The organism is Myceligenerans halotolerans, from assembly GCF_054782975.1.
Genome location: NZ_BAAGRL010000006.1, coordinates 427,592 through 448,560, shown reverse-complemented (window position 1 = coordinate 448,560; position 20,969 = coordinate 427,592). Strand labels below are relative to the sequence as shown.

The following is a 20,969-nucleotide window of genomic DNA, read 5'->3' as shown; positions in this document are numbered from 1 at the left end:
GTTCGCCGCCCGGACGATGTGGCATGACGCGCGCCACCGCTACAACCCGACCCACTCTGATTCCCCGTCGGTGAACTGCTGCCTCTTCCAGATGGGGACCTCGGCCTTGATGCGCTCGACCAGCAGCGAACACGCCTCGAACGCCTCCCTGCGGTGACCGGCCGAGGCAGACGCGACGAGCGCGACGTCCCCGACCTCGAGGTGGCCGTAGCGGTGCACCGCGGCGACGCGCAGCCCGGTCTCGGCCGCGACAGCCTGGCACACTTTTCGCAGGACGGCGGCGGCGTCGGGATGCGCCTCGTAGTCGAGACTGGTCACGGAGCGTCCACCGTCGTCGTCCCGGACGACGCCGCGGAACGTCACGACGGCGCCGCACTCGGGCGCGGCCACGGCCCCCTCGACGGCGCGGGTCACGCTCTCGCCGAGGACGGCGTCGGTCACAGTGCTCACGTCACTCACGCCCCCACCCTATGCACCCGGGTCTCGCGGACGGCAGCCGTCTCGGAAGGCGGCAGAAGAGGCATGAGGCTGCTTGCGCCAAGCGGGCGTTTGGCGCAAGCAGCCTCGTGGTTCCCCACATGTCGATGAGTCTCCGGTCCGTTCGTCGTCCCATCAAGGGAGCATCCCTTCGATCCGTACCACCTGGAGGAGACCATGACCACCACGCCCGAAACCACCGCACTGCCCGGGCGCCCGCCCGTCGTCGACCCCGCCACCTGGGAGGCCGCCCGCGACGAGCTGCTCGTCCGCGAGAAGGCACACACCCGCGAGGGCGACGCGATCGCCGCCGCCCGGCGCCGCCTGCCGATGGTGGAGTTCGACGGCAGCACGCCGGTGGTCGGCCCGGACGGTCCCGTGCCGTTCATCGACCTGTTCCAGGGCCGCGACGAACTGCTGGTCTACAAGCACATGTGGCACGACGGCGCCCCGTTCGAGGGCCAGTGCGAGGGCTGCACCGTCTCCGCCTGGCACATGAAGGACGCGGCCTACCTCAACGCCCGGGGAGTCTCGTTCGCGATCCTGACCGAGGGGCCGTGGGAGGAGGTTCCGCCGTACCTCGAGTTCATGGGCTACACCCAGCCCTGGTACTCGGTGCGTGGGCTCGACGAGCCGATCGGCGGCGAGATGGGCCACATCACCTGCTATGTGCGCGACGGCGACCGCACCTTCCTCACCTACGACACCACCGGCCGCGGCACCGAGCAGCTGAGCGGATCGTTCGCGCTGCTCGACCTCACGGCGTACGGCCGCGGCGAGGCCTGGCAGGATGCTCCGGACGGCTGGCCCGAGGGCCACGACCCCTGCTGGTACTGGCGCTCCGACGCCGACGGCGTCAATGGCTGGGGCCCGGCCAGCCGGCCGGTTCCGCAGTGGACCCGCCCGGGCGCGACCCCGGTGGACCCGGCGGCGGCCCACGCCCACCACCACTGACTGCCCACACCGCTCGCCCGCGCACGACGCCGACCCGCCCGGAGCGCCCGCGACGCCCGGAGCGCGTCGCGCGGATGATCGGTCCCTCTGTGAATGATCGGCAGATCGAACTACCGATCATTCACAGAGTGACCGACCACGGATGCGGTCGGCCATGCCATGACCGACGGGCTGTCCCGGCGGCGCCTTCCCGGCGGACCACACCGTCACAGTGGCAGGATCGTCACCTCGTCGCCCGCGCGCAGTTCGGTGACGTCGGCGGGCACGTCGATCAGCACGTCGGCCGCTGCCATGGACGCGACCAGGTGCGATCCCGGCCCTCCGACGATCTCGACCACCGGCAGGGTTCCGCTCCCCACCCCGGCCGCGTCCCGGGGCCCTGCCACCCCGGCCTCGTTCCGGGGCCCTGACGTCCAGGCCGCGGGGCCGGCCGCCGAGTCGCCGTCCCGGACCCGGCCCCGCAGGAACTGCCGCTTGCCGCCGGGGGACGCGAGACCGCCGTCGGGCAGCCCCTCCGGTGCGAGGACCGCGCGCAGTTCCCCGATCGGCGGAAGTCCGCCGGCGCGGCGCAGCAGGTCGCGCAGGAACACGACGAACGACACCTGCGTGCTCACCGGGTTCCCCGGGAACGTCAGCACGGGCGTCCCGTCCAGCCGCCCGAATCCCTGCGGCCCGCCCGGCTGCATCGCGACCGGCCGGAAGACGACGTCGGCCAGCACGTCCTTGATCACCTCGTGCGCCCCCTGGCTCACGCCGCCCGAGGTGATCACCACGTCCGCCGACGACGCCGCCCGGCGCAGCGTCTCGCGCGCGGCGTCCTCGTCGTCACCCACCCGGTCGGTGCGCGCGACCACGCCGCCCGCCGCCCGCACCGCCGCCGCGAGCGCCACGGCGTTCGCGTCCCAGATCTGCCCGGGTCCCGCGGGCTCGCCGGGCGCGACGAGCTCGCTCCCTGTCGACACGATCGCCACGCTGACCCGCCGTCGTACGGGGAGCTGCCCGATCCCGCAGGCCGCCGCGGCGGCGAGGTGATGCGGCGCGAGGACGGTGCCGGCGGGCAGCACGAGGTCGCCCGCGCGAACGTCGGACCCGGCCTCCCGCACGAAGTCGTCGGCCACGCGCGGGACGCGAACCTGCACGGTGTCCGACGACGGCCGGGGTGCCTCGCGGTTGAAGGTGCCGACGTCGGTGTCCTCCACGGGCACGATGGCGTCCGCCCCGTCCGGTACGGGGGCGCCGGTCATGATCCGCACCGCGGAGCCGGGCGCGAGCGGTTCGGGCTGTCCCGGCCGGGCGGCGATCTCGCCGGCCACGGGCAGCACGACGGGAGCATCGGCCGACGCTCCCGCGACGTCCGAGGCCCGCACGGCGAACCCGTCCATCTGGGAGTTCCGGAACCGGGGCAGGGGCTCGGGTGCGACGACGTCCGCGGCAAGGACACGGCCGAGCGCGTCGCCGACGTGCAGTCGCTCCACGGACCGCTCGCGTAGGGGACCACCGCCCGCGATGTTCCCCGGTCCTGCTGCCGGCTCCGCCAGAAGCGCCTCGACGTCGGCCCGATGCTGCTGAACACTCACGCGGCTGCCCACCCGATGAACCTACCTGACCGGGGTTCTCCCCTGAACTTCACCAGGGGTTCCCCGGGGATGCCGCCGTACTCGGCCGTTCACCGCCGGGGAATCGCTAGGCTCGCGGCAATGGCTAGCCAACAGGAAGACCGGATGCGGGTGTTCGTCGACTGCCGCTACGTGCGGATCGGGAGGCACGACGGCATCAGCCGGTACACCGTGGGGATCGTGCGCGAGCTGGCGCGCCTCATGCCGCTGGAGCTGCTCGTCCACGACGAGCGGCAGCTCGCCCACCTGCCCGACCTGCCGTGGCACCGCATCAGCGCGCCGACGAGCTGGCGCGAGCCGTTCGTCGCGCTGCAGGTGCGGCGGCTGCGGCCCGACGTCGTGTTCAGCCCCATGCAGACCATGGGGTCCTGGGGGCGGAACTACCGGCTGGTGCTCACCCTGCACGACCTCATCTACTACCGGCACCCGACCCCGCCCCACGACCTGCCCCTGCCGGTGCGGGTCCTGTGGCGGCTGTTCCACCTGGCGTGGTGGCCGCAGCGGATGCTGCTGAACGGGGCGGACGCCGTCGTCACGGTGTCGGGGACGACGGCGGGGCTCATCGCCGGGAGGCGCCTCACGCGACGGCCGGTCACGGTGGTGCCGAACGCCGCGGAGCCGGTGCCCGAGCGCGAGGCGGACCTGGCGCGCGAGCCGCGGACGGGCGCGCTCGTGTACATGGGCTCGTTCATGCCCTACAAGAACGTGGAGACGCTGGCGCGGGCGACGGCCCTGCTGCCCGGCTACGAGCTGCACCTGCTGTCCCGGGCCCCGGACGACGCCCGTGAGCGACTGACCGCCCTGGCGGGTGCCGGGCGGCTCGTGTTCCATGACGGCGTGTCCGACGAGGAGTACCGGCGGCTGCTGCGGGGCGCGACGGCGCTCGTGTCGGCGTCGCGGGACGAGGGTTTCGGGATCCCGCTGGTCGAGGCGATGCTGCTCGGCACTCCCGTGGTGGTGAGCGACATCCCGGTGTTCCGGGAGGTCGGCGGGGAGGCCGGCGAGTTCGTCGCGCCGGACGACGCCGAGGGGTTCGCCGCCGCGGTCCGGGCGCTGGAGGAGCCGGGCGTCTGGGACAAGCGCTCGGACGCGGCCCGCGAGCGGGCGGCCCACTTCGGCTGGCCACTCTCGGCCGCCACGCTCGCGGCGCTTCTCCGCAGTCTGTAGTCCGGCCCGTCGTCGGTCAGGCGTGCACGTGCGCCTTGTGGCCCACCGCCGCCGAGACGTCCTGCTCCGCCACCGCGAGCATGCGGTCCGCGAGTCGCCGTAGCGCGCGGGCCGCCGCGATCTCGTCACCGATCTGGGGTACCTCGGGGTCCTCCGGCGCCTTGCGGGCGTGCCCGACGGCGCGTACCTCCGGCAGGCCGCGGACGGTCGCCTCCGCGGTCGTGCTCCCGGAGGACTCGCTGAGCGTGATCTCCACCTGCCACGTGAGCGTGCGGGTGCTGACGCCGCCGCCGGTCCCGCCGGCTTCGTCGTCGGCCACGAACACCGGCTCGGAATGATCGACGAACGTGTCGGGGCCGGGGAAGACGAGCGTCTCCTCGCCGTTGTCGGACCAGCGCACGCGGTACGGGGGCGATCCGTCACCATGCGGGCATTCGACGACGATGCCGTCCCGCGTGGGGCCCCCGACCACGCCCGAGGCCGTCACGATCCGGTCTCCCACTGCTGCCTTCATGGTTGCCTCCTCGTCGAGCGGTCCTCGTCTCCATCATGCGCCCGACGGGGCGGTCCTCGCACCCCCTCCGTGCCGTCGTGACGTCTCGTGGGGAGCCGTTTCCGGGTGGGAGCCGTGCGCGCCCTGCGCCGATGTCAGGCCGCGACCGGGACCGCGCCCATGACCTTCTCGTAGAGGGCCTCGAAGACGCCGAGGGTGGCGCCCATCGTGTGCGCCTGGATCAGCTCGCGGCTCGCGTCGCCGTAGCGCTCGCGCAGGGCCGTGTCGGTGAGCAGCGTCCGCAGGTGGCCGGCCAGCTCGTCGATGTTCCCCGGCCGGAACAGCTCGCCGTTGGAACCGGGGCGGACCAGGTGCGGGAGCGCCATGGCGTCGGCGGCGACGACTGGCAGCCGGGCCGCCATGGCCTCCATCGTGACGATGCTCTGCAGCTCGGCCACGCCCGGCATGCAGAACACGTCTGCCGAGGCGTAGGCGGCCAGCAGCTCGTCGTCGGACAGGAAGCCGCGGAACCGCACGCGACCGGCCACGCCGAGCTCGTCGGCGAGCGCCTCCCAGGTGGCGCGGCGTTCGCCCTCGCCCACCACGTCGAGGCGCCCGGGCACGTCGGACGCGATGCGCGCGAACGCGCGGATCAGCTCGTCGACCCGCTTCTCCTGGTCGAGCCGGCCGACGAACAGCACGGTGGGCTCGTACATCGCGGTGGGGCCGGTGGGCGCTCCGCGTCGCGCGGCGACGGCGTCGCGCGCCCGCTCGTAGGCGTCGGCGTCGATGCCGTTGGACACCGGGAACGCGCTGGTCAGGCCCGCGCGGCGGGTGATGAGGTCGACGGCGCTCGGGGTGGGCGCGGTGACGACGTCGGCCCGCGAGTAGACGCGGCCGAGGTCGCGGTACATCCACCCGGCGAACGCCTCGTGCATCGAGGCCGGGATGGGCAGGTAGCCCACGATGTTCTCGGGCATGAGGTGGTTGGTCGCCACCAGAGGGACGCCGGTGCGCTTCGCGTGGTGCACGACGGCGCGGCCGAGCGACAGGTGCCCGTTGGTGTGGACGACGTCGGGCCGCACGCGCTCGTACACGTCACGCACCTCCGTCGTCGCCTCCCACGGCGCGCAGACCCGCATCGCCTCGAACCCCGGCAACCGCCGGGACGTCACCCGGTGCACGACGACGCCGTCGCGCATCTCGGTGCCGGGCGCGCCTTCCGGCGACGGGGCGACGACGTGGACTTCGTGACCACGTGCCGCGAGCCCGGCGGAGAGTCGGTCGGCGAAGCGGGCGGCACCGTTGACGTCGGGGGCGAACGTCTCGGCACCGACGAGGATCCGGAGCATGTTCACTGTAGGTTCTCCTGTGGTACAGCCCCGTGCGGGGCGTTGACCTGCTGTCACCTGCACCCGTCTAAGACGGACAGGACTGGCATTTGGTTGTGGACGATTCGTTTCAAAGTCTGGCCGCCACCACCGGCTCCTGCTCGGCGCGAGCCGCGACGGCGTCAGGATGGTGATGAGCGAGGGTGAAGACGCCGGCGGCCGCGGTCAGCGCCGCGGCGCCGAGCAGCACCCAGGCGCCGATCGGCGTCGTCGACCCTTCACCGAGCAGGACCCCGCCCAGGACGACGGCGACCAGCGGGTCGCCGACGGTCAGGCAGGCGATCACGATCTCCGGCGCCCCGGCGTGGAAGGCATGCTGCACGAGCCAGGCGCCGACGACGAACGCGACGAACGCCCCGGCCACGCAGCCGAGCACGAACGGGGACAGGAGCCCTTCGCTCGCGGCCGCCTGGGCGGCGACCCGGACGAGGGCGGACACCAGGCCGTAGGCCGCCGCCACCGCGCCGGCGAGGGCGAGGCAGCGCAGCGGGCCGCGGCCCCGCCGCGCCATCCCGGCGAAGCCGAGCAGCGCGACGATCCCGCCGATCACGATTCCCGCCGTGAGCGTCGCCGTGGACGACGGCGTGCCGGTGGTCGCCGATCCCGCGGACGCGACGACGAACACCACGACGCCGCCGACGGTCAGCGCCGTACCGCCGAGCACGCCCCAGGAGGGCGCGCTGCGCGACTTCCACGCCGACATCAGCACCGCCAGGGGCACGGCGAGAACGCCGATCGGCTGCACCACCCGCAGCGGGGCGAGCAGCAGCGCCACCGCGTGCACGAGCGAACCGGCCGCCGCGAGGCCCGCGCCCTGGAGCCAGCGCCGGCGTCGGACGATGGCCAGCAGGTGGCGGACGTTCATGTGCTGGGCCGGACCACCCGCCGGAATCGAGGCCGGTTCCGAGGCGTCGTCGCTCTCCGGTGCGTCCGGGTGCTCGGTGGTGGTCACCGCGTGGTGCTGGAGCACCGACGCCGCGGCGAAGCACACGGCGCCGAGCAGCGTCAGGCCGACGGCGATCAATGTCATGCGCCCATACTGTATGCCCCCTGGGTGTCCCAACCATGGGGGTCTCCCCCTATTCATCGGGGGTTCACCCCCAACTTGGTCTGGGGTTTCCCGCAGGTCCCACAGAACCCGCCCGTGCAGTGGCTAGGCTTCGGCACGATGGCACACGAACCGCTCCCCTCCCCCTACGCGGCGCTGATCGCCGGGACGCCCGTCGCGCGTTCCGCTCTCACGGTCCGCGGCGGCAGGACGCACCTGTGGCGCTACGGGCCCGACGACGCGCGCGAGCACCTGGTGCTGCTGCACGGCTTCCGGGGCGACCACCACGGACTCGAGCCGATCGTGGCTCATCTCCTCCGGGTTTGCCCTGATCTCCGGGTAACCGTCCCCGACCTGCCGGGCTTCGGTGCCTCGCCACCCCTACCGGGCGCGCGGCACGACGTCGTCGGCTACGCCTCCTGGGCCCGCGCCCTGCTGCGGAAGCTCGCACCCGAGGGCGACATCGTGCTGGCGGGCCATTCCTTCGGCTCGGTGATCGCGGCGGCGACGATGGCGACGTCTTCCGCCGCGCCCGCGTCCGCGTCGCCAGGTCCGCGGACGGACGCGGGCCCGGCGGGGGCCGGCGAGCCGGACGCCGGGCAGGCGGGAGCCGGCGAGCCGGACGTAGAGCCGGTGAGGAACGCCGTGACGGACGCGGGGCATACCGGCTCCGACGGCCCGGCGGCTTCGTTGGCCCGGCAGCTCGTGCTGATCAACCCGATCCCGCGGCGGCCGCTGAGCGGGCGGGACACGTTCTCCGTGGGCGCCACCGCCGTGCTGCACGCGGTGGCCGGGATCCTCCCGGAGGAGACCGGGACCTCGCTCCTGCGCCATCGGCTGCTCACGCGGGTGGCGAGCATCGCCATGGTACGGACGCCGGACCGGGCGCTGCGCCGCTGGATCCACGAGGAGCACGACCGGTACTTCGCCCGGTTCGCGACGCGGGCGTCCCTCCTGGAGTCGTTCCGCGCGTCGATCACGGCGAGCGTCCGGGACTCCGCGGCCGCCGTCGACGTCCCGACGCTGCTGGTCGGAGGCGCGAAGGACGACCTGGCGCGCGTCCCGGACCAGCAGGCCCTGGCGGCAGGGTTCCGGGACGCCCGCCTGACCCTGATCCCGGGTGTGGGCCACCTGACCCACTACGAGACCCCGGCCGAGGTCGCCACGGAGATCGCGGTGTTCCTCGCGGAGAAGCGCACCCCGGCTGCGGCGGTCTGAGGACTGCCGGTCGGCTGGATGTCGGGACCGGTCGGTCGGATGTCGGATGGTCGGCAGCCCGGGCTGCCGACCATCCGACATCCGACCGACCGCGCTCAGAGGCGTTCGATGACCGACAGCGGGTCCTCCACCGCGCTCGTCACCGCCCGGAGGAACGCCGCCGCCTCGACGCCGTCGCAGACCCGGTGGTCGAAGACGAAGGTCACCTGCGCGATCTTGCGCGGATCCACCATCCCCTCCACCACCCACGGCCGGTCGATGATCCGCCCGACACCCAGCATCGCCACCTGGGGATGGTTGATGATCGGCGCGCTGCCGTCGACCCCCAGGCCGCCGTAGTTGTTCAGCGTGAACGTGCCCGCCGCGAGCTCCTCGTTCGTGGCCCTGCCCGCGCGGGTCCGCGCGACGAGGTCCCGGATCGCGGCGTCGAGGCGTGCGGTCGTCATCCGCTCCGCGCCGAGCACCGCCGGGGCGACCAGCCCGCGACTGCCCTGCACCGCCAGGCCGAGGTTCACCCGGTCGAGCTGCACGATCTCGTCCCGCTCCGCGTCGACGCGCGCGTTCAGCACCGGATGCTCGGCGAGCGCCGCGGTGACGAAGCGGGCCAGGTACGCGAGCAGTCCGGGCCCGTCGGGCCGCGCGGCGCGCAGTTCGGTGAGGGCGGTGAAGTCGACGTCGACCCAGATCGTCGCCTCGGGGATCTCGGTCCGGCTGCGCGACATCGCCGTCGCCGCCGCCTTCTGGAACCCGGTCAGCGGGACCCGGACCTCCCCGTCCGTCCGCGTCGCGCCGGGGCCGGCCACTTCGGCCGGGGACGCACCCGTTTCGGCGACACCGGTTCCGATCACACCGGTTCTGGGCGCCCCGAAACCGGGGTCGCCGGACCCGGACACCGCGGAGTCGGACCCTCGAGGGCTGAACACCCCGGAACCGGACGCCCCGGAACGGGAACCCTCGGAGCTGAACGCCTCGGAGTCAGACCCCTCGGAACCCGACATCCCAGACACCTGCGGCTGCGACCGGCCACGTCCCGATCCGCGCACGTCGTGGGCGAGCCGGCCGGGATCCCGGGGACGACGGCGGCGCCGCGGTCCCGTCTGCTCCGGCGCACCGCCCCGCGTCCCGTATCCGACCAGGACGTTGCCGGACCCGGCACGTTCCTCCTCCCGGTAGGCCTCGTCCCCGGCCTCGGGCCCGGGGTTCACGGCACTCGCGGGTTCCCCCGCAGCCGCCGTCGTCGGCCGGGGATCCTGCGCCGACGTGCCGTCCGGCGTCGCCGGGTTCGCGCCGGCCGGGGCCGGGGCCGGCTCGCCGACCTCCAGGAGCGGCAGCCCGACCTCGAGCATCTCGCCCTCGCCCGCGCACAGCCGCTCCACCACGCCCGCGTACGGCGTCGGCACCTCCACGACGGACTTCGCGGTCTCCACCTCGGCGACCGCCTGGTCGACGACGACGATGTCCCCCTCCGCGACCAGCCAGGTCACGATCTCGGCCTCGGTCAGTCCCTCACCCAGGTCGGGCAGGGGGAACGTCCTGGTCATGCGGTCTCCTCCGGCTTTCGGGACGTCCCCGCGCGATGGGCCGCCAGGATCGGGTGTCCGCCGTCGCCGTGTCCGCCGTCCTCCCAGCGGAGGTCGTCGACGGCGTCGAGGACCCGGTCCACGTCGGGCAGGTGCAGGTGTTCGAGCTTGGGCGGCGGGTACGGGATGTCGAGCCCGGTCACGCGCCCGACCGGCGCGGCGAGCGCGTCCCAGCAGCGTTCGGTCACGCGCGCCGCGATCTCGGAGGCCACGCTGACGAATCCCGGCGCCTCCGCCACCACGACGGCCCGCCCGGTGGAGCGCACGGCCCGGCACACCGTCTCGTCGTCGAACGGCTGGAGCGAGCGCACGTCCACCACCTGCAGGCTCCGTCCCTCGGCGGCCGCCGCGGCGGCCGCGTCCAGTGCGACGGGCACGCTCGGCCCGTACGCGATCAGCGTCGCATCGGTCCCGGGGCGGCGCACCACCGCCCGCCCGACGGGGGCGACCGGCAGGTCGAGGTCCACCTCGTCGGCGCCGAAGTACAGTTTCTTCGGCTCCAGGAACACGACCGGGTCGTCGGACGCGATCGCCGCCCGCAGCAGCCCGTAGGCGTCGGCCGGGTCCGACGGCGTCACCACGTGCAGCCCTGGCGTGTGCGCGAAGTACGCCTCCGACGAGTCGCTGTGGTGCTCCACCCCGCCGATCCCGCCGGCGTACGGCACGCGGATCACCATCGGCAGCGCCACCTGCCCGCGCGTGCGGTTGCGCATCTTCGCGACGTGGCTCGTGATCTGCTCGAACGCCGGGTAGGCGAACGCGTCGAACTGCATCTCGACCACCGGCCGCATGCCGTTCATCGCCATACCGACCGCGACGCCGACGATCCCCGCCTCGGCCAGCGGCGTGTCGAAGCAGCGCTCCTCGCCGAACTCGGCGGTGAGGCCGTCGGTGACACGGAAGACGCCGCCCAGCCGGCCGACGTCCTCCCCGAACACGCACACGCTCTCGTCCGCGGCCATCGCGTCGCGCAGCGCGCGGTTCAGCGCCTGGGCCATCGTGAGCTTCTCATTCATCGGGCACCTCCGGTGGCGGGCGCGCGTCCGGTGGCGGGCGCGGTCGGCACATCGCGCGCGGCCTCGTCCGCGAGCATGGCTCGTTGCTCGTCCAGCTGCGGCGTCGGGGTCGTGTAGACGTGCTCGAACAGCTCGGACGGGTCGTGGCCGACGTCGGTCCCGAGTTCCTCGCGCAGGCGGGCGGCCATGCGCTCGGCGTCGTCGGCGAACGCGGCCAGGCGCGCCTCGTCGACGTCGCCGCGGTCGGTGAGGAAGGTCCGCAGCCGGTCGATGGGATCCCGGCGGGACCAGGCGGCGACCTCGTCGGCGTCCCGGTAGCGGGTGGCGTCGTCGGCGTTGGTGTGGGCCTGCATGCGGTAGGTGTGCGCCTCGACGAGCTGGGGTCCGCCGCCCGCGCGGGCGGCGTCGACCGCGGCCCGGAGCACGGCGAGCAGCGCGGCGACGTCGTTCCCGTCGACGCGCTCGCCGGGGATGCCGTACCCGGCGCCCTTGTGCGCGAGGGACGGCGCGGCGGTCTGCCGGGACAGCGGCACGGAGATGGCGAACGTGTTGTTCTGCACCAGGAACACGACGGGCGCGTGCAGCACGGCCGCGAAGTTGAGCGCCTCGTGGAAGTCACCCTCGCTGGTGCCGCCGTCGCCGCACAGAGCGAGCACGACGGTGTCCTCACCGCGCAGCCGGGCGGCGTGCGCGACGCCGACCGCGTGCGGGAGCTGGGTGGCCAGCGGCGTCGTCAGCGGCGCGACGTGGTGTGCGGCCACGTCCCAGCCGTGGTGCCATTCGCCGGACAGCAGGGTCAGGGTCTGGCCCGGATCGACCCCGCGGGCCACCACGGCGGCGGTGTCACGGTAGGTGGGGAAGAGCCAGTCGCCGTCGGACAGTACCTGCGCGGCCGCGACCTGGCACGCCTCCTGCCCGTGGGAGGACGGGTAGACGGCGAGCCGGCCCTGGCGGACCAGGGCGTAGGCCTGGTCGTTGAACCGGCGGGCGCTGATCATCGCGCCGAGGGCGGCGACCAGGTCCTCTCCGGGCGGGAGCTGCCAGCGCCCGGGACGGTCGGACGCGTCGAGCGCCTGGGTCTCAGGGCCGACGACGGTGGGCGGGGAAGCTGCTTCTGCTGACGCGGCGGCGCGCGCGGGGGTGACCGGAGCGCCGTCGCTGTCGATCAGGGTCACCGGCTCCGTCGCCGGCAGCAGACCCTCAGGATCAGGTCTCATGGTCCGATTGTCGGACTGAGGGCCATCTGGTTGCCATGACCTGGCAAAGGTCGAGAAGATGTGTCGTAACGCGGGCCTTTTCGAAGCCGATCGTCCGGCCCGCGCCCACGCAACGAGGCGGAGGCAAGACAGGTGGCACTCGACAGCACGGACGAACGCATCCTGGACGCCCTGCGCCACGACGGGCGCATGTCGATGCGCGCGCTGGCCGAGACGCTCCACATCTCCCGGGCGAACGCCTACGCCCGCACCCGGAGGCTGCGCAGCGAGGGCGTGATCCGCGGGTTCCACGCCGACATCGACCCGGTCGCCGCCGGGCTGGCGACGTCGGCCTACGTGACCCTCAACCTGGTGCAGACCAAGTGGCGCAGCATCCGGGCCCGGCTCGAGGAGATGCCCGGCGTGGCGCACTTCGCGCTGGTGGGCGGGGAGTTCGACGTCGTCATGCTCGTGCGGGCACGCGACAACGCGGACCTGCGGCGCATCGTGCTGGACGAGATCCAGGGCATGGACGGCGTGCTCAGCACAAGAACCCTCCTGGTCTTCGAGGAAACGGAACCCCAGTACGGGGAGCCGGGGACGCTGGGGTGAGGGTGAGGTGTTCGGCCTGCCTCGGCAGCAGACCCACCACAGGACACCCAATCTCGACATCACTCACGAGGTCGAGGAAAGCCGGGCAGATCGGTCAGGCCCCCGACCGATGAGCCGACCGGCCCGCCGTCGTCCACCCTGCATGGACGACGAACGGATGCTCCCCCTGCCCGACGGCGCCGCGCTGTGCGCACAGACCTTCGGCGATCCCGCCGACCCGGCGATCTTGCTGGTCAGCGGGCTGGCCGCGAGCATGGACTGGTGGGACGAACGGTTCTGCGCGGCCCTCGCCCGGGGCGACGCGCGCGGCCGGTACGTGATCCGGTACGACCACCGCGACACCGGACGGTCGACGACGGACCCGCCCGGGGCGCCGTCGTACACGAGCCGCAACCTGACCGACGACGCCGTGCACCTGCTCGACGCCCTCGGCATCGCGCGGGCTCACCTGGCTGGAGTCTCGGCCGGCGGGGCGATCGCGCAGGAGGTGGCGCTCGTGTGGCCGGAGCGGGTGAGCGCGCTGACGCTGATGTCGACGACGTTCGCGGTCGACAGGCCCGACGGGCTGCCCGGGATGACGCCGGACCTGAGTGCGGTCTTCGAGAACCCGGCGCCCGACCCGGACTGGTCCGACGCCGACGCCGTGGCGGAGTACCTGGTCGAGGCCGAGCGGCCGTTCGCAGGTCCGGGTTTCGACGAGGAGTGGGCGCGGTCGGTGGCGCGGCGTGTGGTCGCGCGGTCGTCGAATCCGGCCAGCGCGGCCAATCACTGGGCGCTGCCCGAGGGCGAGCCCGTCGTCCCGGCGGGCCGGACCGCGGGCGACATCGCAGCCCCGGCACTCGTGCTGCACGGCGAGGCGGACCCGCTGTTCCCGCCGGAGCACGGGCGGGCGCTGGCGGCGGCGATCCCGGGGGCACGGCTGCTGGTGGTGGAACGGATGGGGCACCAGTTCCCGGGGCCGGGGCCGGGGTTGTGGGATCGGGTCGTGGCCGAGATCCTGCGACTCGGTGCCCCGTGAGCCTCGCTCAGAGGGTCTCGACGAGCCCGGCCACCCGCTGCTGGCTCGCCCGCGCGAACTCCGGAAACCTCTCCCAGTAGTACGGCACCGCCTCGACACCCATGACGAGCACCCAGCCACGGGAGCGGCGCCATGCCTGGTCCGGGTCGGGCAGCCCCGCGGTCGCGACATCGCGGAAGGCGGACCGCGCCGCGTCGCCCCAGCCGTGGGTCCATGCGGGCCACAGGTCGACCGCCGGGTCGCCCACGCCGACCGCGCCCCAGTCGATCACCCCCGTAAGCTTCCCGTCGGCGACCAGCATGTTGCCGGGCAGGAGGTCGCCGTGGATCCAGGTGGTCGTGGCAGGCGGCGCAGCGGCGACCGCGTCCGCCCAGACGCGCAGCGCCCCCGCCTGGTCGATCCGGTCACCGCACTCGGCGATCGCCCGCACGACGTCGTCGTCGCGCACCCCGAGGAGACCGCCGCGCGCTCCCGGCGCCTTCTCCGGGCCGCCCGCCGGATCGACGTCGCGCAGCGCGGTCACGAAGGCACCGAGCTGCGCGGCGACCGACACCGGGTCGGCGTTCGACGCCGTCGGCGGCTCGCCGGGCAGCCACGGCACCACCGACCAGCGGTACGGGTAGCCGAGGCCCGGCTCTCCGAGCGCGACCGGCACCGGTAGCGGGACGGGCACGTGCGGCGCGAGGTGCGGAAGCCAGCGGGCATCGGTCAGGGCGTGTTCCGCCGCCCAGGCGGCCTTCGGCATGCGCACCAGGAGGTCGTCGCCGAGTCGGTAGAGCAGATGGTCCGTCCCTCCGGGCGGGCCGTCCGTGACCGGCAGGTGCGCGAGGTGCGGAAGCTGCCGCACCACGAGCTCACGGACGAGCGCGACGTCGGAGGAGGCTTCGTCGTCGTGCATCGGCATCCCGTCACGGTAGCGAGGCCTGAGGCGACACCGCCATCGCATTTCCGCGGGGCGGCGAACCTGGTCGCCGACCCGGCAGTGCGGGGTGCGACGTGATCACAACTCGATATCACGAGTCCGTGAGCAGCAACGGCGATGATGTCCGGGAACGGCGGCGGCGCGCGGGTATGACCCAGCGCGATCTCGCCGCGCGATCCGGCGTCTCCCAGCCGGCGATCGCGGCGATCGAGTCGGGCATCCTGATCCTGCCCGACGGTCGCTGGGCCGCGATCGAGGTCAAGCTGTCCGACTCCCCCGAGGCTGTCAGCTCCGCGATCAAGACCCTGAACGCCATGACGGACCAGGTCGCCGACAGCCGCTGCGCCTTCAAGGCCGTCATCACCAACGGCGGCACCATCCGCACCAAGGGGGACATCCACATCATCCCCATCACCCACCTCGGCCCCTGATCGGGGAAGTGATCGCGATCACTCCCGGAGTGCCTGTCCCCCACGGAAGTCGCCGGGGCGCGGGCCGGAGGCGATGGCTTCGAGGATGGTGGCCGCGCCGTGCTGCTCCGGCGTACGGAACCGGCTCGGCGTGCCGTACGACCGCGCGCTGGCCGCGCCGGGGGCGCTGCAGGACGACCGGGCCTCGGACGAGGTGCGGGCCGTGGTCCAGCAGGCCGCTCACGAGGTGCTGCGCCGGGCCGAGCACTGAGAACCCGTTCCCTTCCGGGGATACTCAATCTCGACATTTCAACCGAGGTTCGGGAAACCCGGTCACATCCGCACAGGACTACGGCTTCAGGATTCATGGACAACCGTCCAACTCCGGTACTCTCGCCCGCAGCAGCCTGCGGAGGAGTGAAGTCTTGCCGAACGAAAACAATGGGCCCAGAGGCTCCGAGCCGTCCGGTCGCTCGCTCACGGAGCGGCTCGCCGGCGCGCTGGCGGAGCTGTCCGACGACGAGTACTACGTGCTGCGCGGCCGTGCCCTCGCCCGGAGACCGACGTCGTACACGAACCTCGCCGGCGAGCTCGGTGTCGGCGACGACGTCGTCGCCGACCTCGAACGACGCGCCATCACGTGTATCGCGCGCGCGTCCCACGGATCGGACCACGACGCCCTCGCGGACGCGATGAGCCAGCAGAACAGCGCCGTCGCGCTCGCCACGCTCCTGCCGCGGCACCCCGTGCTCACCGAGACCGTGCCGCGCACGAACCTACCCGTGTGGGCGTTCCTGGTGCAGACCCTCGGCCTCGACGGCGCGGCGGGCGGAGCGGCAGCAGGCGGAGCGGCAGCAGGCGGAGCGACGGCGGACGGAACGGCGCAGGACGGGCCGGTACAGGGTGGGGGGACGCAAGGCGGAGCGACGACGCGCGGACCTGCGCACGGCGGCCCCGCGCAGGGCGGGTCGGCGCAGGGCGGGTCGGCGCAGGGCGGGTCGGCGCAGGGCGGACCGACGACGGGCCGGTCGGCACGGAACGGCGACGCGCGCGCGGCCGCCGCCACGAGCACTCGCCCCCCGGCGAGGGCCCCCGGCCGCATGACGATCCCCCGCCCGGCGTCCTCGGTGGCGGCTCGGGGATCGGCCGGCGTCGTCCGGCCCGCGTGGACCGCCTGGTTCCCGTGGCTGATCACGCTCGGCCTCGCGGGCGACGGGCGCAAGACCTCCTCGTGGGACTTCGAGCCGCAGGTCCGCGGCCGGCTGCGGCACCAGGTCCACGCGCTGACCTCGATCGTCATCGAGCAGCTGCCCGCGGCGCCGGTCGGCGTCATGTTCCCGGCGATCGCGCCCACGGACACCATGGCGGACCTCGACATCCCCACCAGCCACGCGGACCGCTTCCACGAGAAGGGCATCGCCACCTTCGGGGACCTCACCGACCGCACGATCGCCGAGCTCCGCTTCCTCCCGCACTACGGCGCCAAGACGCTCAGCGCACTCGTGCAGCGGATGGTGTACCGCTCGCTCCAGCATCCCGCGCCCGCGGGCTCGCCCGCGCCGCCCGGCCTCGACGAGCTCGAGCGCCCGCTCGACGAGCGCATCAGCTCCACGATCAGCTACCTCGACGAGCGGGCCCGGACGATCCTCGTCGCACGCAGGTTCGCCGAGCCGCAGGTCAAGCTGCCCGAGCTCGCGGAACGGTTCGAGATCTCGAACATGCACGCGCAGCAGATCGACAGCCGCTCCGCGTCGCTGGTGCGCAGCACGCTGATCAGCCCGTCGCTCCTGGCCACCGTCGACGAGCACCTTCCGGCCCCGGACGGGGAGATGCGCATCGACGACCTCGTCGCGCGGATCCCCGTCCTCGGCACCGTGGTCCCGGCCGCGGCGAACCAGCCGGCGTGGCGCGTGCTCGACGGCCTGGGCGGCCTCTTCGAGGTCACCGACGGCGAGGCTCGCCGCGCCTCCTCGAACCGCAAGCGCTCGGCCAACCCGCCGATCCCGGGCCGCCGGACGGCGTAGCAGAGCACGCGGCCGGGCCTGCCCGTGCGTGTGTGGTCGGGGGATTCGCGTGTGGTCGGTCAATCACTTGACCGACCACACGCGAATCCCCCGACCACGCGGAGAACCCCCGACCACACGCGGCGCGGTACGGTCCCGCCGCCGCTCACTCGCGGGCGAGTGACGCTTCCTGTCCGACGTCGTCCACCCTCACCGGACCCCGCGGCTCGCGGGCGATCGCCGCCCACACGCCGATGGCCACCGGGATCGCGGCGCTGCCCAGCAGCACGGGTCCGTAGCCGCCCGTCGTGTCGTAGACGGCGGCGAACAGCAGCGGCCCGACGGCGGACGCGGCCACGATCACCGACGCGACCACGCCGCGGATCGCACCGACGTGCCGGATCCCGAACCAGTTCGGCAGGCCCGTGTTCTCCGCCGCGCGCGAGATGTTCATCCCGAGTCCCAGCGCCGCACCGAACCCGACCGCCGACCAGCCGGGCGTCACCACCGCGCCCCACACCATCGCCCCGGCGAGCGCCGCCATCGAGGTCACGAGCAGCGCCCGTCCGCCGACGCGGTCCATGAGCCAGCCACCGGCCAGTGTGGCCAGGAGGCCCGCGACGGTCTGTGGCAGGAAGTTCGCGGCCGCCTCCGTGGCGGTGAGGCCGCGTGCGGTCAGCAGGCTGATCTGGTGGAACCCGACGGCCGTGCCGAGCATCGCGTTGGCCGCGAGCACGCTCGCGACCAGCCAGAAGTACGGCTGCCGCAACGCCTGCGCCCGGGTCAGACCGTGCGCGGCGTGGTGGGCGGAATCGGCGGCGGGCGGTGCGCCGTCCGGCAACTGGCCGAGGTCCGCGGGCCGGTTCCGGATCGCGAACAACGCGAGCGGCAGGACGATCAGCCACACGGCCGCGCCCTCGATGAGCCAGGCGTTGCGCCAGCCCACCCCCGCGATGAGCCGTTCCACACCGAGCGGCGCCAGCGAGATCCCCATGGCGCCGAACGCGGCGGCGATTCCGCCGGCCAGCCCGCGCCGCTTGGCGAACCAGTGCGCCACCACCGTCGTCGCGGTGAGGCCGAGCGCGCCCTGGCCGGCCATCCGGACGCCCACGAATCCCGCGGTCAGTCCCACGATTCCGCTGACGAGGGACATCAGCATGAGGATCGCGCCGAAGGCGAGGCCGATGCACGCCATGGTCCGCCGCGTGCCGTACCTGTCGAGCGCACGCCCGATCCAGGGCAGCGCGAACGCGCCCGCCACGGTACCGATGAGGTAGCCCGTGGAGATCACGGAGCGGCTGACGTCGAGGTCCTCGATGAAGTGGTCGATGAACAGCGAGATCCCGGCCGTCTGGCCGGGCGCGGACATCGCCAGCGCGATCGCGGCGTAGACGACGATGTGCCAGCCGTAGAAGCCGTCGGGGGTCAGGGCGCGGGGACGGCGGGGAAGCGGCACGCAAACGATTCAACCGCACCTGACGGACGCGGCGCGCCCGCCCCCGACGTGAGATCACCAACACCGGGCCGGGTCGTGGCTGTGGTCGGGGGTTTTCCGTGTGGTCGGTCAATCACTCGACCGACCACACGGAAAACCCCCGACCACGCGAGGCGGCTCCCGTGGGCTCCCGGCGACTCCCGCCTGCTCCCCGCTTACTCCCCGCCGGCGACCAGCGGGGCGAGCTCGAGCGAGTACTCGCGCTGGAGGGAGCGCAGGCGCCAGATGTCGCGGAACAGGGCCAGCAGCGTGCCGTCGGCGCGGCGCACGACCTCCGTGCCCGCGGCTCGGGTCACGAGTGGCACGTCCTCGGCCTTGACGATCCGCGCGACCGAGAGCTCGAGGTGGTCGAGCACCACCGGCGCGGAGAACTCGTGCTCCATCCGGTAGGTGGCCACCTCGAACTGCAGCGGGCCCACCGCCGCGAGGATCGGGTTCCCGTCGCCGCGCGCGTCGCTCACCAGGATCTGCACCACGCCCTCCTGCTGGAGCTGGGCGATGCCCCTGCGGAACTGCTTCGACCTGCCGGGGTCCTTCACGCGCGCCGCCCGGAAGTGCTCCGGTGCGAACGCGGGCATCGGCGGGTAGCGCACGGGCTTGCCGCCCGGCTCGTACAGCGAGTCGCCGACGGCGAGGGTGCTCGCGTTCACCAGCCCGACGACGTCGCCCGGGAACGCCTCCTCGACGGTCTCCCGCTCCCGCCCGAACACCTGCAGCGCGTACTTCGTGGCGAACGGGCGCCCGGTGCGTTCGTGCGTGACGACCATGCCGCGCTCGAACTTCCCCGAGCACACCCGCACGAACGCGACGTGGTCGCGGTGCTTGGGGTCCATGCCGGCCTGCATCTTGAACACGAACCCGCTGAACGGGGTGTCGACGGCACGGGTCGGCAGGTCCGCGGCTCCGTCGTCGTCGGCAATGATGTCCGACGACGCCTCCGCGCGGGCCCCGCGCACGTCCGGCCGGGCCGGCGGGGCCGGGGCGAGCTCCACGATCGTGTCGAGCAGCTGCCGCACGCCGATGTTGGCGAGCGCCGCGCCGAACAGCAGCGGCGTGGTGCGTCCCGCGAGGAACGAGTCGCGGTCCACGCCGTCCAGCAGGGCCGCCGCCTCGACGGCGTCGTCGTAGTCCGCGCCGAGCCGTTCGCGGGCGGTGTCCGGGTCCAGCCGCGTCTCGGTGGAGAGCTTCGCCCCGCCGGGGGCGCGCTCGTAGGTGCGCACATCGCCGGCGGCGACGTCGAGCAGCCCCTGGAAGCGGCCGGCCTCGCCGAGCGGCCAGGTCAGCGGGGTGGGCTTGAGGTCGATGCGCTGCTCCAGCTCGTCGCACAGCTCGAGCGGCTCGAGGCCGGGCCGGTCCCACTTGTTGATCAGGGTGATGACGGGCACGCCCCTGCGGCGGCACACCTCGAACAGCTTGAGGGTCTGCGGCTCGAGGCCCTTGGCGGCGTCGAGCAGCATGACGGCGGCGTCGACCGCGGTGAGCACGCGGTACGTGTCCTCGGAGAAGTCGGCGTGGCCGGGTGTGTCCAGCAGGTTGATCACGGTGTCGCCGTAGGCGAGCTGGAGCGCCGCGGACGTGATGGAGATCCCGCGCTTCTGCTCCATCTCCATCCAGTCGGAGACGACGCCGGACCGGTCCCCCTTGCCGTGCACGGCGCCCGCCGTCGTGATCGCCCGGGTGTGCAGGGCGAGCGCCTCGGTGAGGGTCGACTTCCCGGCGTCAGGGTGGGAGATGACGGCGATGCTCCGGCGCCGCGCGGCCTCCGCGCGGACGTCACCGGTGGTGCGGTAGTGGTGGTCGGTCACGGTCACGCGTTGTTCGCCTCCCGGTCGGTGTCGCGGCCGTGGTCCCGGCTCGCGGTGCGTCGCTGGCGGCGGGCCTCGCGGCGCAGGTTCGCCGCGAACTCCTCGGCCATCTCGAGCTGGTCGCGCAGGGCCGCGCAGCGTTCGTCCGCCGCGGCCTGGTACATGGTCAGCCTCTCCAGGAGCTCGTCGCGCTCCCGGGCGTCCGGGGCATCGGCGCCGGGCTCCTGCGCGGCGTCGAGCGCGTCCACGACGCCCAGCAGGTCCCGCGTCTCCTCCAGCGAGAAGCCGAGCGGCTTCATCCGCTTGATCAGCATCAGCCGCGCGATGTCGGACTCGGTGTACAGCCGGAACCCGCCCCGCGACCTCGCCGACGGGATGACGAGCCCGACCTCCTCGTAGTACCGGATACTGCGCAACGACAGATCGGTGCGGTCGGCGACCTCGCCGATCTGCTTGTGGTTCAGGGCCATGCTCCTCCTCGGACGACCACCACTCTAACGCGGCGGGAGGGTGAAACCCGCAGGAGGTCGCGCCGACCGCCGTCGTAC

20 protein-coding genes are annotated in these 20,969 nt (G+C 73.4%); 8 read left to right on the top strand and 12 right to left on the bottom strand.

Going from position 1 to position 20,969, the window contains the following annotated elements; translation table 11 throughout:
* Nucleotides 1–39 precede the first annotated feature (39 nt).
* The gene (locus ACYVK5_RS05215) at nt 40–459 is read right to left on the bottom strand and encodes a molybdenum cofactor biosynthesis protein MoaE (RefSeq protein WP_460702487.1); all 420 of its coding nucleotides are present in this window, start codon (nt 457–459) and stop codon (nt 40–42) included.
* A 195-nt stretch (nt 460–654) separates the two neighbouring features.
* Between ACYVK5_RS05215 and ACYVK5_RS05210 the strand changes: the two genes are divergently transcribed.
* Nucleotides 655–1,431 carry a DUF899 family protein gene (locus tag ACYVK5_RS05210; protein WP_460702485.1) on the top strand — a complete coding sequence of 259 codons (777 nt, stop codon included), beginning with the start codon at nt 655–657 and terminating at the stop codon, nt 1,429–1,431.
* Between the two features lie 206 nt (nt 1,432–1,637).
* Here ACYVK5_RS05210 and ACYVK5_RS05205 read toward each other — a convergent pair whose 3' ends face one another.
* A complete protein-coding gene (locus ACYVK5_RS05205; RefSeq protein WP_460702483.1) occupies nt 1,638–3,020 on the bottom strand; it encodes a molybdopterin molybdotransferase MoeA in 1,383 nt (460 codons plus the stop codon).
* 132 nt (nt 3,021–3,152) lie between these two features.
* On the opposite strand from ACYVK5_RS05205, the gene ACYVK5_RS05200 reads away from it, so the two are divergent.
* Entirely contained in the window at nt 3,153–4,214 is a 1,062-nt protein-coding gene (locus ACYVK5_RS05200; RefSeq protein ID WP_460702980.1) for a glycosyltransferase family 4 protein, read from the top strand.
* Nucleotides 4,215–4,230: 16 nt separating this feature from the next.
* On the opposite strand, the gene ACYVK5_RS05195 is transcribed toward ACYVK5_RS05200, so the two are convergent.
* The 3 genes from ACYVK5_RS05195 to ACYVK5_RS05185 all read right to left on the bottom strand — a co-directional run bounded on the left by ACYVK5_RS05195 (nt 4,231) and on the right by ACYVK5_RS05185 (nt 7,128).
* A complete protein-coding gene (locus ACYVK5_RS05195; protein WP_460702481.1) occupies nt 4,231–4,728 on the bottom strand; it encodes a dsRBD fold-containing protein in 498 nt (165 codons plus the stop codon).
* A 134-nt stretch (nt 4,729–4,862) separates the two neighbouring features.
* Nucleotides 4,863–6,059: a glycosyltransferase gene (locus ACYVK5_RS05190; RefSeq protein WP_460702978.1), complete on the bottom strand. Its 1,197-nt coding sequence runs from the start codon at nt 6,057–6,059 to the stop codon at nt 4,863–4,865.
* 109 nt (nt 6,060–6,168) lie between these two features.
* Nucleotides 6,169–7,128: a hypothetical protein gene (locus ACYVK5_RS05185; RefSeq protein WP_460702479.1), complete on the bottom strand. Its 960-nt coding sequence runs from the start codon at nt 7,126–7,128 to the stop codon at nt 6,169–6,171.
* Between the two features lie 138 nt (nt 7,129–7,266).
* Here ACYVK5_RS05185 and ACYVK5_RS05180 point away from each other — a divergent pair, with 138 nt between their 5' ends.
* Nucleotides 7,267–8,364, top strand: a complete 1,098-nt coding sequence (locus ACYVK5_RS05180; protein WP_460702477.1) for an alpha/beta fold hydrolase — start codon at nt 7,267–7,269, stop codon at nt 8,362–8,364.
* A gap of 95 nt (nt 8,365–8,459) precedes the next feature.
* Here ACYVK5_RS05180 and ACYVK5_RS05175 read toward each other — a convergent pair whose 3' ends face one another.
* The 3 genes from ACYVK5_RS05175 to ACYVK5_RS05165 are packed head-to-tail and all read right to left on the bottom strand — an operon-like array spanning nt 8,460 to nt 12,177.
* Nucleotides 8,460–9,905, bottom strand: a complete 1,446-nt coding sequence (locus tag ACYVK5_RS05175) for a dihydrolipoamide acetyltransferase family protein (RefSeq protein WP_460702475.1) — start codon at nt 9,903–9,905, stop codon at nt 8,460–8,462.
* A complete protein-coding gene (locus ACYVK5_RS05170; protein WP_460702472.1) occupies nt 9,902–10,960 on the bottom strand; it encodes an alpha-ketoacid dehydrogenase subunit beta in 1,059 nt (352 codons plus the stop codon). The genes ACYVK5_RS05175 and ACYVK5_RS05170 overlap by 4 nt, the downstream gene beginning before the upstream one ends.
* A complete protein-coding gene (locus tag ACYVK5_RS05165; protein WP_460702470.1) occupies nt 10,957–12,177 on the bottom strand; it encodes a thiamine pyrophosphate-dependent enzyme in 1,221 nt (406 codons plus the stop codon). Before ACYVK5_RS05165 ends, ACYVK5_RS05170 begins: the two co-directional genes overlap by 4 nt.
* Before the next feature lie 132 nt (nt 12,178–12,309).
* On the opposite strand from ACYVK5_RS05165, the gene ACYVK5_RS05160 reads away from it, so the two are divergent.
* Both ACYVK5_RS05160 and ACYVK5_RS05155 read left to right on the top strand, forming a co-directional pair.
* Complete coding sequence (locus tag ACYVK5_RS05160) at nt 12,310–12,768, top strand: Lrp/AsnC family transcriptional regulator (protein WP_460702468.1); 459 nt, start codon at nt 12,310–12,312, stop codon at nt 12,766–12,768.
* Between the two features lie 142 nt (nt 12,769–12,910).
* Entirely contained in the window at nt 12,911–13,786 is an 876-nt protein-coding gene (locus tag ACYVK5_RS05155; RefSeq protein ID WP_460702466.1) for an alpha/beta fold hydrolase, read from the top strand.
* Nucleotides 13,787–13,793: 7 nt separating this feature from the next.
* On the opposite strand, the gene ACYVK5_RS05150 is transcribed toward ACYVK5_RS05155, so the two are convergent.
* Nucleotides 13,794–14,690, bottom strand: a complete 897-nt coding sequence (locus ACYVK5_RS05150; RefSeq protein WP_460702464.1) for a phosphotransferase — start codon at nt 14,688–14,690, stop codon at nt 13,794–13,796.
* A 119-nt stretch (nt 14,691–14,809) separates the two neighbouring features.
* Between ACYVK5_RS05150 and ACYVK5_RS05145 the strand changes: the two genes are divergently transcribed.
* From ACYVK5_RS05145 to ACYVK5_RS05135, 3 genes are all read left to right on the top strand, one after another.
* A complete protein-coding gene (locus tag ACYVK5_RS05145; RefSeq protein WP_460702462.1) occupies nt 14,810–15,139 on the top strand; it encodes a helix-turn-helix domain-containing protein in 330 nt (109 codons plus the stop codon).
* A gap of 73 nt (nt 15,140–15,212) precedes the next feature.
* Nucleotides 15,213–15,389 carry a hypothetical protein gene (locus ACYVK5_RS05140; protein ID WP_460702460.1) on the top strand — a complete coding sequence of 59 codons (177 nt, stop codon included), beginning with the start codon at nt 15,213–15,215 and terminating at the stop codon, nt 15,387–15,389.
* Nucleotides 15,390–15,543: 154 nt separating this feature from the next.
* A complete protein-coding gene (locus ACYVK5_RS05135; protein ID WP_460702458.1) occupies nt 15,544–17,142 on the top strand; it encodes a hypothetical protein in 1,599 nt (532 codons plus the stop codon).
* Between the two features lie 145 nt (nt 17,143–17,287).
* Here ACYVK5_RS05135 and ACYVK5_RS05130 read toward each other — a convergent pair whose 3' ends face one another.
* From ACYVK5_RS05130 to ACYVK5_RS05120, 3 genes are all read right to left on the bottom strand, one after another.
* A complete protein-coding gene (locus tag ACYVK5_RS05130) occupies nt 17,288–18,577 on the bottom strand; it encodes an MFS transporter (protein ID WP_460702456.1) in 1,290 nt (429 codons plus the stop codon).
* Nucleotides 18,578–18,771: 194 nt separating this feature from the next.
* Nucleotides 18,772–20,427, bottom strand: a complete 1,656-nt coding sequence (locus ACYVK5_RS05125; RefSeq protein WP_460702454.1) for a peptide chain release factor 3 — start codon at nt 20,425–20,427, stop codon at nt 18,772–18,774.
* Nucleotides 20,424–20,891 carry a MerR family transcriptional regulator gene (locus ACYVK5_RS05120; protein ID WP_460702452.1) on the bottom strand — a complete coding sequence of 156 codons (468 nt, stop codon included), beginning with the start codon at nt 20,889–20,891 and terminating at the stop codon, nt 20,424–20,426. Before ACYVK5_RS05120 ends, ACYVK5_RS05125 begins: the two co-directional genes overlap by 4 nt.
* Nucleotides 20,892–20,969: the final 78 nt, after the last annotated feature.

Excerpts from the sequence above, each read along its gene's own strand:
- ACYVK5_RS05210 (WP_460702485.1), top strand. The coding sequence starts at position 655 with ATGACCACCACGCCCGAAACCACCGCACTGCCCGGGCGCCCGCCCGTC.
- ACYVK5_RS05200 (WP_460702980.1), top strand. The coding sequence starts at position 3,153 with ATGCGGGTGTTCGTCGACTGCCGCTACGTGCGGATCGGGAGGCACGAC.
- ACYVK5_RS05195 (WP_460702481.1), bottom strand. The coding sequence starts at position 4,728 with ATGAAGGCAGCAGTGGGAGACCGGATCGTGACGGCCTCGGGCGTGGTC.
- ACYVK5_RS05190 (WP_460702978.1), bottom strand. The coding sequence starts at position 6,059 with ATGCTCCGGATCCTCGTCGGTGCCGAGACGTTCGCCCCCGACGTCAAC.
- ACYVK5_RS05185 (WP_460702479.1), bottom strand. The coding sequence starts at position 7,128 with ATGACATTGATCGCCGTCGGCCTGACGCTGCTCGGCGCCGTGTGCTTC.
- ACYVK5_RS05180 (WP_460702477.1), top strand. The coding sequence starts at position 7,267 with ATGGCACACGAACCGCTCCCCTCCCCCTACGCGGCGCTGATCGCCGGG.
- ACYVK5_RS05175 (WP_460702475.1), bottom strand. The coding sequence starts at position 9,905 with ATGACCAGGACGTTCCCCCTGCCCGACCTGGGTGAGGGACTGACCGAG.
- ACYVK5_RS05170 (WP_460702472.1), bottom strand. The coding sequence starts at position 10,960 with ATGAATGAGAAGCTCACGATGGCCCAGGCGCTGAACCGCGCGCTGCGC.
- ACYVK5_RS05165 (WP_460702470.1), bottom strand. The coding sequence starts at position 12,177 with ATGAGACCTGATCCTGAGGGTCTGCTGCCGGCGACGGAGCCGGTGACC.
- ACYVK5_RS05155 (WP_460702466.1), top strand. The coding sequence starts at position 12,911 with ATGGACGACGAACGGATGCTCCCCCTGCCCGACGGCGCCGCGCTGTGC.
- ACYVK5_RS05150 (WP_460702464.1), bottom strand. The coding sequence starts at position 14,690 with ATGCCGATGCACGACGACGAAGCCTCCTCCGACGTCGCGCTCGTCCGT.
- ACYVK5_RS05140 (WP_460702460.1), top strand. The coding sequence starts at position 15,213 with ATGGCTTCGAGGATGGTGGCCGCGCCGTGCTGCTCCGGCGTACGGAAC.
- ACYVK5_RS05120 (WP_460702452.1), bottom strand. The coding sequence starts at position 20,891 with ATGGCCCTGAACCACAAGCAGATCGGCGAGGTCGCCGACCGCACCGAT.